This is a genomic window from Peptacetobacter sp. AB845, assembly GCF_047528295.1.
GTDB lineage: Bacteria > Bacillota > Clostridia > Peptostreptococcales > Peptostreptococcaceae > Peptacetobacter.
Window position 1 is genome coordinate 778,926 of sequence record NZ_CP180001.1, and the last position, 12,603, is coordinate 791,528.

General features: G+C 33.6%; 6 protein-coding genes, 1 pseudogene and 1 other annotated feature. All 7 genes and pseudogenes read left to right on the forward strand.

Features of this window, described 5'->3' with window-relative positions; translation table 11 throughout:
* Window positions 1–112: 112 nt before the first annotated feature.
* The 7 genes and pseudogenes from pstC (at window position 113) to ligA (ending at window position 12,596) form a co-directional block, all read left to right on the forward strand.
* On the forward strand, window positions 113–1,039 hold the full coding sequence (gene pstC, locus ACK2WO_RS03885; RefSeq protein WP_414698426.1) for a phosphate ABC transporter permease subunit PstC: 927 nt from the start codon (window positions 113–115) through the stop codon (window positions 1,037–1,039).
* 3 nt (window positions 1,040–1,042) lie between these two features.
* A complete protein-coding gene (gene pstA, locus ACK2WO_RS03890; protein WP_414698427.1) occupies window positions 1,043–1,876 on the forward strand; it encodes a phosphate ABC transporter permease PstA in 834 nt (277 codons plus the stop codon).
* Between the two features lie 149 nt (window positions 1,877–2,025).
* Complete coding sequence (gene pstB, locus ACK2WO_RS03895; protein ID WP_414698428.1) at window positions 2,026–2,787, forward strand: phosphate ABC transporter ATP-binding protein PstB; 762 nt, start codon at window positions 2,026–2,028, stop codon at window positions 2,785–2,787.
* Window positions 2,788–3,148: 361 nt separating this feature from the next.
* Window positions 3,149–3,365: a binding site (T-box leader), on the forward strand.
* 808 nt (window positions 3,366–4,173) lie between these two features.
* Window positions 4,174–5,235 carry an RNA-guided endonuclease InsQ/TnpB family protein gene (locus ACK2WO_RS03900; RefSeq protein ID WP_414698429.1) on the forward strand — a complete coding sequence of 354 codons (1,062 nt, stop codon included), beginning with the start codon at window positions 4,174–4,176 and terminating at the stop codon, window positions 5,233–5,235.
* A 282-nt stretch (window positions 5,236–5,517) separates the two neighbouring features.
* Window positions 5,518–8,121: pseudogene (locus tag ACK2WO_RS03905) on the forward strand (valine--tRNA ligase); the annotation flags it as partial.
* A gap of 405 nt (window positions 8,122–8,526) precedes the next feature.
* Entirely contained in the window at window positions 8,527–9,825 is a 1,299-nt protein-coding gene (locus ACK2WO_RS03910) for a bifunctional folylpolyglutamate synthase/dihydrofolate synthase (RefSeq protein ID WP_414698430.1), read from the forward strand.
* Between the two features lie 734 nt (window positions 9,826–10,559).
* On the forward strand, window positions 10,560–12,596 hold the full coding sequence (gene ligA, locus ACK2WO_RS03915; protein ID WP_414698431.1) for an NAD-dependent DNA ligase LigA: 2,037 nt from the start codon (window positions 10,560–10,562) through the stop codon (window positions 12,594–12,596).
* The last annotated feature ends 7 nt before the right edge of the window (window positions 12,597–12,603 follow it).

The window sequence follows — 12,603 nt, forward strand, 5'->3', positions numbered from 1 at the left end:
AAATATAGATTTAAAAAACAAATATTAAAATAGATATTGTATTTGAAGAGAGGCAATAATTAATATTTATAGCAATAATTAATATTTTATAAAAAATTTAGGAGGAAAGAAAATGACAACAAACACAGAAGTAGTGGGATCTTCTAGGACAAAAGAAAAGAAAATAAAAAATTTAAATATGAAGTACAGTGCTGACAGATTTATGAAGTACGTATTTTTAATAAGTGCGCTAATATCTATAGCAAGCTTAGTAGTTATAACAGGATTCGTATTTTATATGGGGTTAAAACCATTCTTAGCAGAAGGATATTCTTTAGGAGCATTCTTAACTGGTAGCGAATGGGTTCCATCAGCGGATTTATTCGGAGTTGCGCCAATGATAGCTGCTTCATTATTTGCTACAGCAGGATCAATAGTAATCGGTACAACAGTAGGTATCTTAACAGCGATATTTATAGCAGAAATAGCACCTGCTAAAATATCTGGAAAAATATCAGCAGCAGTTGAGCTTCTAGCTGGTATACCTTCAGTACTTTACGGGGTATTCGGACTTGCAGTAATAGTTCCAGGAATACAGAATATATTCAACCTTCCAAAAGGACAGAGTTTACTTGCAGTAATACTTGTACTTTCAATAATGATGTTACCAACAATAGTTTCAGTATCAGAAACAGCAATAAGAGCTGTAGACCCAGCTTACAAAGAAGGTTCTTATGCATTAGGAGCTTCAAGAATAGAAACAATATTCAAAGTTGTTCTTCCAGCTGCAAAATCAGGAATACTTGCTGCAGTTGTTTTAGGTATAGGTAGAGCACTTGGTGAAACAATGGCGGTAATACTAGTAGCTGGTAACTCTCCTGCAATGCCAACAAGCATAATGGACAGTGTTAGACCACTTACAACAAATATAGCTCTTGAAATGGGTTACGCATACGGAACTCATCAGGAAATGCTATTTGCAACAGGAGTTGTACTATTCACATTCATATTAATATTAAATGTAGTACTTAATAAGTTAACTAAGAAAGCGGTGAAATAATAGATGAACGGAGCAAGAAAAAGAAAAGACAATATATTAAACGGATTGATATACGGATCAGCATTTGTAACAGTTGCAATGTTATTCGTAATAGTAGGATACATATTCTATAAAGGATTTGGAAACATAAACTTTAACTTTATATTCAGCGATTATCAGGCATCAGGTGATGGTGGGGTTTACCCAATGATATTAGCAACAGTTTATACAGTAGTAATTGCAATATTAGTATCTGCACCAGTTGGGATACTTGCAGCGATATATCTTCAGGAATACGCAAAACAGGGTAGACTTGTTTCAGCTATAAGATTCTGTACAGAAAGTTTAGCTGGTATACCTTCAATAATATACGGATTATTCGGTGGTATATTCTTCGTAACATTTATGAAAATGGGATACTCATTATTATCAGGTTCTTTAACAGTTGCGATAATAATTCTTCCAGTAATAATAAGAACTACAGAAGAAGCTTTAAAAACAGTACCTCAGAGCTACAGAGAAGCATCATTTGCACTTGGAGCTACAAAGCTTCAGACTTTATACAAAGTTATCGTACCTAGTGCAATGCCTGGTATAATCTCAGGGGTTATACTTTCAATAGGTCGTGTTGTTGGGGAATCAGCAGCGATACTACTTACAGCAGGTACAGTTGCAAAAATGCCATCAGGAATAATGAGCAGTGCTAGAACACTTACAGTTCACTCATACTTATTAACAAAAGAAACTGGTGATATAGCAACAGCATCTTCAATAGGTATAATACTTATAGTTATAGTGTTAGCACTTAACACATTAGCTAAATTTGCAGGTAAGAGACTTAGCAAAGCAAAATATTAATCAAAAGATAACTATTTAAAGATATTAATCGGGAAATAAAAACGTAAATTTAAGATATAAAATGTATAAGTAAATTAACAAAACATAAAATCAGTAAACAAAAGCAAAACGGGAATTAATTAGAATAGAATTTAAGGAGAAAATTTTAAATGGAAATATATAATAAGACTAAAATAGCTGTTAGAAATTTAGACCTTTACTACGGCGAAAAACAGGCATTAAAAGATGTAAATATGAACATAAAAGAAGGAAAAGTGACTGCACTTATAGGGCCTTCAGGATGTGGTAAATCTACATTTATAAGAACTTTAAACAAAATGAACGATTTAATAGACAACGTAAAAATCTACGGAGAAATAGATTTAGATGGAGAAGATATAAATAAACAGAATGTTATAGAATTAAGAACAAAAGTTGGTATGGTGTTCCAGAAACCAAACCCATTCCCAATGAGTATATATGACAATATAACTTACGGACCTAAAATACAGGGAATAAAAGATAAGAAAGAATTAGACAAAATAGTTGAAGAAAGTTTAAAAGGTGCAGCTATATGGGATGAAGTAAAAGATAGATTAAAAAGCTCAGCACTTGGTTTATCAGGTGGGCAGCAGCAGAGACTTTGTATAGCTAGAGCAATAGCTATGAAACCAGAAGTTATATTAATGGACGAACCTACTTCTGCACTTGACCCAATATCTACAGGTAAGGTTGAAGAGCTTATAGAAGAGTTAAAAGGTAAGTATACTATAGTAATAGTTACTCACAATATGCAGCAGGCAAACAGAATATCTGATGATACTGCATTCTTCTTAAATGGTGAAGTTGTAGAATTTAACGACACAAGATCAATATTTGAAAATCCAATGGATAAAAGAACAGAAGATTATATAAACGGAAGATTTGGTTAAGATATAACTGCGAAAAGGTGGTGTTTAATTTTTCTGAGACATTCATTTATTTAATAATAGTAAATCTCCTCTCCACGATTCCGACGCCTATTTGAAGAGCGAAATAGGTAGGCGTCTCCAAGTGTCGAGTGCGATTTAACTATTATTAAATAAAAACTGAATGTCACTAGAAAAATAAAAAACACCACCTTTTTTCGCATTACACTTATCCCAAATCTGCAGTTTATATAATTCTTCTGAAGAAGTTGAAAAATCGATGTCCCTTGAAAAATTTGTAGAAGTGTTGATGATGTAATGAAATTGAGTTGTTTTTCCTTGACATAAGTAAAGATAACTGTATATAATTAAAGTATTAATTATATAAAAAACGTTGAAGAAGAGGAGTATTCAGTGACTTCCATCAGAGAGAGAAATCCATTGGCTGAGAGGTTTTTCAGGAGTAAGAGCTGGAGAAGGTAGCTTCGGAGTTTCCAAGCTGAGTTTAGTAGGTTTGGACGGGTGGAACCGTTATATTCTGTAGAGAGTCGAGGAATTTTTCCTCGGAATTAAGGTGGTAACGCGAGCTTTTCGTCCTTATACAGGATGAAAGGCTCTTTTTTATAGGCGAAATAGTAATAAATATTATTTCGACACAAAAATGCGAGATAAACCTTTAGTATATCTTGGTAAAATGTAAGAATTTACTAAAATATTTAAAAGGAAATCGATAATAAAATATATTATAGGGAGGATTAGAAAATGGAAACAAATCTAAATAAGACTTATGATCCAAAAGAGTTCGAGTCAAGACTTTATTAAACTAGTTCAAGAATACTTGTGACTTTAGTTGTGAGATGAATTGGCTAGAATAGTAAGCATATAGGGAAACTTGTATGTAGACGTAGTAAACCTACGCAACTAAGAAACTGAATTGCTGGAAAATCGTAAAGCTAATTAAACTACAACATAGAGATGAAAAAAGCTCAAGTGTGAATGTGGCGAAAGCAGAAAAAATTAATTAGATGGTATAAGGTTAAATCCTAAGTGCTTGAAAATCGATAATCAGCAGGTAAGCTCCGAATAGGAGAAACTTCAACGACTATTCCTCGTGAGGGAAGTACACTACAAGCTATTGGTAGTGGAAGTGGTTTCGCCCTAACAGGTAGTGCTGAGGGATAAGATATAGTCTGTGCTTAATGGAAACATTAAGAAGTTCATAAGAGAACTGTATAGGTAGCAGCGAGCCTATATGAACGAGACCTCCCATATGTTGTGGGATTCTAAAAATTTAAAACTAAAAAACTTTTACAAAAATATTTTTAATAAAATGACTAAAAAGAACAAATGTTCTGTTAAATATGTTATAATATACCTATACAAATGTTTGCAGAAAGTGAGGTGATTATAATGTATTTGACTATGAAGCAACAAGTAAAACAATTGACTAAAGAAGATTATAAAAACTTAAAACTGCTATCTCATATAGCTAAGAATTTAGCTAATGAGGCAATCTATAATATTAGACAGTACTATTTTAGTGAAGGTAAATATCTAAACTGTCAAAAGAATTACGAATTGCTAAAAAATAGCCCTAACTATAAAATACTAAATTCAAATATGGCACAGCAGATTTTAAAAGAAGTTGATGGATCTTTTAAATCTTTCTTCGGACTACTTAAATTAGCAAAGAAAGGTAAATACAATTTTAAAGATATAAAACTTCCTAAATATCTTCCTAAAGATGGTTTTAAAACATTGATTATAGGTTTTGTGAGAATAAAGGGAAACAAATTACTAATTCCATACTCATTTTCTTTTAAGAAAGAACATAAAAGTATTGAGATAAATATTCCACCTAAACTAGTTGATAAAAATATAAAGGAGATACGAATTATACCTAAATCAAAAGCTAGGTTCTTTGAAATTCAATATATCTATGAAGTAGAAGAAGTTCAAAGTAATGTCGATAAAAATAAAGTACTAGCGATAGATTTGGGGGTGAATAATCTTGCTACTTGTGTAACATCAACTGGAAAATCTTTCATAGTAGATGGAAGAAGATTAAAATCTATAAACCAATGGCATAATAAAGAAAATGCACGTTTACAGAGTATAAAGGACAAACAAGGATATAAAAAGAAATACACAAACAGACAGTTTTTGAATACTAGAAAAAGAAACAATAGAGTTAATGATTATATGAACAAAACTGCAAGAATAATAATAAACTATTGTTTAGAAAATGGAATAGGAACTGTTGTATGTGGGTATAACCCAACACTTCAAAAAAATTCTGATTTAGGCAAGAAAAATAATCAGACATTTGTAAATATACCATTTGGAGTACTTAGAGAAAAAATAGAGTATCTTTGTGAATTATATGGAATAACTTTTGTTGAACAAGAGAAAGCTACACATCAAAGGCTAGTTTCTTTGACAAAGATGAGATTCCTGTATATGAAAATATAATCGAAGAAATTAAAAACTGGTTTCCACGTAAGGAATATAAATTTAGCGGAAAAAGAGTTAAGAGAGGATTGTATCAAACAAAAGATGGTAGGTTAATAAATGCAGATGTAAACGGAGCGTTGAATATATTGAGTAAAAGTAAAGTTGTGGACTTAGAAGTCCTATACAATAGAGGCGAACTGGACACGCCTATAAGAATAAGGGTTGCATAGCAACTAAACTTCTTAAATAAAGTTTTAAACTTTTAGAACCCTGCGACTTTAGTCATGGGAGGTTCAGGACGAGTGGATGGAAAAAGGTTATTTTGCTTCAAAACCAAATAAAGATAAAAAACCTTTCACAATAATGATGCCACCACCAAATATAACAGGACAGTTACATATGGGGCACGCATTAGACCACACACTTCAGGATGTTTTAATAAGATGGAAGAGAATGCAGGGATGTGAAACACTTTGGTTACCAGGTACTGACCATGCATCAATAGCTACTGAAGTTAAGGTTGTTGAAAGAATTAAAAAAGAAGAAGGAAAATCTAAATACGAATTAGGTAGAGACGAATTCATGAAGAGAGCTTGGGCTTGGAAAGAAGAATTCGGTGGAAAAATAGAAAATCAGCTTAAAAAATTAGGGGATTCTTGTGACTGGGATAGACAGAGATTCACAATGGACCAGGGATGCAATGATGCAGTTAAAGAATTCTTTATAAAATTATATGAAGAAGGACATATATACAGAGGTCATAGAATAATAAACTGGTGTCCAAACTGTAAGACTACTCTTTCAGATGCAGAAGTTGAACACGAAGATCAGCCAGGTAATTTCTACCATGTAAAATATTTCCTAAAAGATAGCGATCAGTTCCTTGAAGTGGCTACTACAAGACCTGAAACTATGCTTGGGGACTCTGGTATAGCAGTAAACCCTAACGATGAAAGATATGCTGACATAGTTGGAAAAACTGCAATACTTCCATTAGTTGGTAGAGAATTACCAATAGTTGCAGATGAATATGTTGATATGGAATTCGGTACTGGTGTTGTTAAAATGACTCCAGCTCACGACCCTAACGACTTCGAAGTTGGTTTAAGACATAATTTAGAAGAAATCAACGTTATGAACGAAGACGGTACAATGAACGACAAATGCGGTAAATACGCAGGTATGGACAGATATGAATGTAGAAAAGCAATCATAGACGACCTAAAAGAAGAAGGATTCTTAATAAAAATAAAAGAACACGACCACGCTGTTGGTACTTGCTATAGATGTCATACAACTATAGAACCAAGATTATCTGAACAGTGGTTCGTAAAAATGGATAAATTAGCAGAACCTGCTATAAAAATATTAAACGATAAAGAATTACAGTTTGTTCCTGATAAATTTGACAAAACTTACCTACAGTGGTTAGAAAACATAAGAGACTGGTGTATATCAAGACAGTTATGGTGGGGTCATCAGATACCAGCATACTACTGCCAGGAATGTGGAGAAGTTGTTGTTGCTAGAGAAATGCCAGAAAAATGTCCAAAATGTGGATGTACTCACTTCAAACAGGATGAAGACGTACTAGATACTTGGTTCTCATCTGCTTTATGGCCATTCTCAACACTTGGTTGGCCAAACAACACAGAAGAATTAAACTACTACTATCCAACAAACGTGCTTGTAACTGGATACGATATAATATTCTTCTGGGTAGTAAGAATGGCATTTGCAGCAATGTTCTGTATGAATGAAAAACCATTCTCTCATGTATTAATACACGGACTTGTTAGAGACTCTCAGGGTAGAAAAATGAGTAAATCTTTAGGAAATGGTATCGACCCACTTGAAATAATAGACCAGTTTGGTGCAGATGCTTTAAGATTTACATTAATAACAGGAAACTCTCCAGGAAACGATATGAGATTCTACATGGAAAGAGTTGAATTTGCTAGAAACTTCGCAAATAAATTATGGAATGCATCAAGATTCGTATTCATGAACTGGGACGAAGAAATGATGAATGGCGTAACAAGAAGCGATGTTGAAGCTAACTTAACATTAGCAGATAAATGGATAATATCAAGAGCTAACAACATAGTTAAAGATGTTACTCATAACATGGATAAATTCGAATTAGGTATGGCTCTTCAGAAAGCATACGACTTCACTTGGTCAGAATACTGTGACTGGTACATAGAAATGGTTAAACCAAGATTATACGGAGATGATGTAGAAGCTAAAAAAGCAGCTCTTTACACATTAACTTATGTTCTTGAAACAATATTAAAACTTCTTCACCCATTCATACCATTCATAACAGAAGAAATATTCGACCATCTTCCAACTGCAAACGGAATGATAATAGTATCTGAATGGCCAGAATTCAAAGAAGAAGACAACATGGCTAAAGAAGAAGCTATGATGGATATAATGATGGACGGTATAAGAAACGTAAGAAACGTTAGATCAGAAATGAACGTTCCACCATCTAAAAAAGCAAAAGTTATAATGGTTCCTAGTGAAGATAAACTAGAAGCTGTTGAAGCAGGAAAAGACTACTTCAAAACTTTAGCATCAGCATCAGAAGTTGAAGTTAGAGCAGATGAAGCTGGTATACCTGAAGATGCAGTAAGTGTAGTTATAGACGGTGTTAAGATATTTATACCTCTTGACGAATTAGTTGACTTCGAAAAAGAATTAGAAAGATTAAACAAGGAAAAAGCTAAATTAGAAGGCGAAATTAAGAGAGTTAATGGAAAACTTTCTAATCAGGGATTCCTTGCAAAAGCACCTCAGAAATTAGTTGATGAGGAAAAAGCTAAAAAAGAAAAATTTGAAGAAATGATGAAATCAGTAGAGGAAAGATTAGCTAGTATACAGGCAAAACTTTCATAAAATGTAAAAATAAACTGTCGAGGCAGTAAATAGAGGGGGATGTCGCATAGTTTTATGACATCTCCCTTTTTTAGAGATGGGGTAAATTTCATCTCCAGGCTTCGAACTTTGCAATTTTAATTTTAAATGAGAGGTACGATAATGAAGCGAAGTTCTGCAGATTGTCGATTTCAATTTTACCGCCATTTTTTTAAAATAGGCGACATCCCTCTCGTATTTTACTGTCTTTCAGTTTATATTTTTATTATTTTATAGAAAGTTTCTTGCCTGTAACTAAAAACTTTTTTGAGTGGAAGGGTGCTTATTAGAAGTAAGTAAAATATGAAATGAAAAGTTTCTGCCAAGTAAAAGTAAGTTTAATTGGAAAAGATAACTTTTATTTTGTTAGATTTATTGGAGGTAAATATGAATTATATTGAAGCTTTAGATTATATACACAGTAGTCATAGGTTTGGTATGAAGCTTGGGCTTGAGTCTACAGAGAAGCTTATGGAGCTTCTTGGAAATCCTCAAGACGAGCTTAATATTATCCACGTTGCAGGTACTAATGGTAAGGGTTCTATTTGTTCATTTATCGCAAAGGTGCTTGAGAAGAGTGGCTACAAGGTTGGGCTGTTTACATCTCCATATCTTGAGGTGTTCAATGAAAGAATTAGGATAAATGGGGAAAATATTACAGATGAACATATTGCAAAGTCTGTGTCTGAGGTTAAATTGCGGATAGATAAGATGATTGCTGAGGGGTACGATTCTCCAACTGAATTTGAGATTGTGACTGCGATGGCGTTTTTAATATATAAATGGGAAAATGTTGATTACGCAGTTATGGAAGTTGGACTTGGTGGAAGATATGACTCAACAAATATTATAAAAAATCCACTTGTTAGCGTTATTGCATCTATAAGTTTAGATCATACTAGAGTTCTTGGGGACACTATTGCAAAAATTGCATACGAAAAAGGTGGAATTATCAAGAAAAATTCTGCGGTTGTAGTTTATTCTCAGGGGGATGAGGCTGAGGATGTGCTTAAGAAAATTGCAGCTGAGGAAGGTGCTGATTTTGTAGAAGCAGATTTTAGTAGTATAAATGTTAAGAAAGATGATGTTAATTCACAGATATTTGACTTTTCTATCAACGGAAAAGAATTTAAGGATATGGAAATTAGATTGATAGGTGAGCATCAGGTTAGAAACTGCGTGACTGCTTTAAATGCGATAGATTATCTTAGAAGAAGTGGCAAGGTAGCAAATATCACAAACGAGAGTGTGAAAGCAGGTATTTTAGAGACAAAATGGCCAGGTAGGGTTGAAAAAGTGATGGAAAATCCTACATTTATTATAGATGGTGCACACAACGAGGATGGTGCGAGATCTTTGAGAAAAGTTCTTGATAAGTACTTTGCTGATAGAAATCTTGTGCTTATGCTAGGAATGCTTGAGGATAAGGATATCGACACTGTGCTTGAGATTTTGATGCCTGTTTTTGATAAGGTTGTTGTGACTGAGCCAGATAATCCGAGAAAGATTTCTGCGGATAAGTTAAAAGCTAAGATTGAGAAATACACAGGTAATGTGGAAGCTGTGGAAAAAATTGAGGATGCTTTGGAAAGAGTGCTAGAAGTTGCTGAAGAAGGGGATGTAATAATAAGTGCGGGATCTCTATATATGATAGGAGAGGTTAGAACACTTTTAAGAAATAGATAACTGGGGAGAGGGGCGATATACTCCATTTGTGACGCGCAATCAAGTTGCGACAGTCACAAATGGAGTATATTCGCCCCTCTTTTTAAGTTTAATCATTATTTTTAAAAGCGTTCTTTGAGGAAGAATGCTAGAGGTATATCTTTGGTAAAAGGGATAGATGGTCAATATACTTTATTTGTAACGCGCAATCAAGTTGCGACAGTCACAAATGGAGTATATTCACCCCTCTTTTTAAGTTTATCATTATTTTTAAAAGCGTTCTTTGAGGAAGAATGCTAGAGGTATATCTTTGGTAAAAGGGATAGATGGTCAATATACTTTATTTGTAACGCGCAATCAAGTTGCGACAGTTACAAATAAAGTATAATTGCCCCTCTTTTTCAGTTAGTTATTATTTTTTAGAAGTATATTTTTGGTTAGTTTGAAAATTTTGTTAGTTATAAGTGATAAAAAGAGTGTTTTTGGTGATTTTGTTAGTTATAACTAATAAAAATGATATTTTTAGGCATTTTATCAGTTATAACTGATAAAATTATTTATAAAAGTATAATAAATAAAAATAAAGAGAAGTTTTAATAACAGAGGTTTTAATTGTTTCTTCTTTTTTTATATTTTTTATGTCTAATTCAACAAATTTGATATAATTAAATATAGAAAGAATTAAAAAATAAAAATATCCTTCAATAAGGGATAAATAATTCTTTCTTAAAAATAAACGCTAGAGAGGAAACTTTATGGGAAAAGAAGATATAAAACTACAAATAGATAATCTAATAGACAAAATAAATTACCACAGCGACAAATACTACAACCAAGATACACCAGAAATCTCAGACTTCGAGTATGATATGCTTATGAAAGAGTTAATCAAGCTCGAAGCAGAAAACCCAGAGTTCAAGAGAGTGGATTCTCCTTCTAACAGAGTTGGGGGGATGGCACTTGATAAGTTTGACCAGGTTACGCACAAAAATCCGATGCTTAGTCTATCAAACGCATACTCTGCTGAAGATTTAAGAGATTTTGACAGAAGAGTAAGGGAGATGACTGACGGGGATGTAGAGTATGTTGTTGAGTTTAAGATAGATGGACTTTCTGTAGGGATAACTTACGAAAACGGAGAGTTCAAAAGTGCTGCAACTAGAGGAAATGGGATAATTGGAGAGGATATTTCTAAAAATGCCATGACGATAAAAAGTGTTCCTCTAAAGATTGACGACAAGAGAGAGATAATCGTCAGAGGAGAGGTTTATATATCTAAAGAAAACTTTGAAAAGGTCAATGAATATCAGGAAGAGCACGACCTACAGATATTTGCCAATCCAAGAAATTTAGCAGCTGGATCACTTAGACAGTTGGACTCAAAGCTAACTGCAAAAAGACCTTTAGATATATTCGTGTTTAACCTAGAAAATATCAACGAATTAGAGGGAATAGATACACATTCTGATTCATTAGAATACCTTAAAAAACTGGGATTCTCAGTTAGTGAAAACTACAAAATCTGTAAATCAATAGACGAGGTAATTGAGTTTATTGAGTATTGGACTGAAAACAGAGGAAGTTTAAAATTTGATATAGATGGTATGGTTGTTAAGGTAAACAACATAGAGCAGAGAAATGAGATGGGATTTACAGCTAAGAGTCCAAGATGGGCTATTGCTTATAAATTCCCAGCTGAGAGAAAGAAGAGCAAGATTTTAGATATAGAGGTAGAGGTTGGTAGAACAGGTACAATCACTCCAACAGCTATTCTTGAGCCTGTTAGACTAGCGGGGACTTCTGTTAGTAGGGCGACTCTTCACAACGAGGACTTTATCAGAGAAAAGGATATAAAATTATTTGACCATGTTATAGTTCAAAAGGCTGGAGATATTATTCCACAGATAGTTGAGGTTGTGAAAGAGGATAGAACAGGGGATGAGAAAGATTTCGTAATGCCTAGTGTTTGCCCAGAGTGTGGTGAGCCAACAGTTAGACTTGAAGGTGAGGCTGCAGTTAAGTGTATAAATATCTCTTGTCCAGCTCAGATTAGAAGGGGAATGATTCACTTTGTTTCGAGAGAGGCCATGGACATAGATGGTATGGGTGAGTCAATAATCACATTATTCCTAAAAGAAGGTCTAATAAAAGACGTTTCTGATATATATTATCTAAAAAAAGAGCAGATTGTACCGCTTGAGAGAATGGGAGAAAAATCTGCTGATAATTTAATTAAAGCAATCGAAAAATCAAAATCAAATGACCTATGGAGATTGATAAATGGGTTAGGAATTAGATTTGTCGGTGTGAAAGGGGCTAAGATACTAGCTTCAAACTTTAGTAGTTTAGATGAGATAATGAACGCCGATGTTGAGAGATTACAGCAGCTTGAAGAGTTTGGAAGTATTATGTCTGAGAGTGTTGTAAAATTCTTTAGAGAAGAGCAGAATTTAGCAGTTATTAAGAAGTTAAAAGATGCTGGGGTAAATACTGAAGCAGGTGAGGATAAATCTGAGGGTATACCGCAGTTATTTGAAGGTATGAAGATAGTTCTTACTGGTACACTTCCTACATTAAAAAGAAATCAGGCTAAGGAGATTATAGAGCCTAGAGGCGGAAAGGCTACTTCAAGTGTGAGCAAGTCTACTACATTTGTGCTTGCTGGAGAGGAAGCTGGCTCAAAATTAACTAAGGCTAATGATTTAGGAATAAAGGTAATCGACGAGGATATGTTCTTAAAATTATCTGAAATGGGAAGCAAGGAAGAAGTATTGGCAGAACTAGGAATGTAATATAGGA

Coding starts and splice junctions, on each gene's coding strand:
- pstA (WP_414698427.1), top strand. CDS start 1,043: ATGAACGGAGCAAGAAAAAGAAAAGACAATATATTAAACGGATTGATA.
- pstC (WP_414698426.1), top strand. CDS start 113: ATGACAACAAACACAGAAGTAGTGGGATCTTCTAGGACAAAAGAAAAG.
- pstB (WP_414698428.1), top strand. CDS start 2,026: ATGGAAATATATAATAAGACTAAAATAGCTGTTAGAAATTTAGACCTT.
- ACK2WO_RS03900 (WP_414698429.1), top strand. CDS start 4,174: ATGTATTTGACTATGAAGCAACAAGTAAAACAATTGACTAAAGAAGAT.
- ACK2WO_RS03910 (WP_414698430.1), top strand. CDS start 8,527: ATGAATTATATTGAAGCTTTAGATTATATACACAGTAGTCATAGGTTT.
- ligA (WP_414698431.1), top strand. CDS start 10,560: ATGGGAAAAGAAGATATAAAACTACAAATAGATAATCTAATAGACAAA.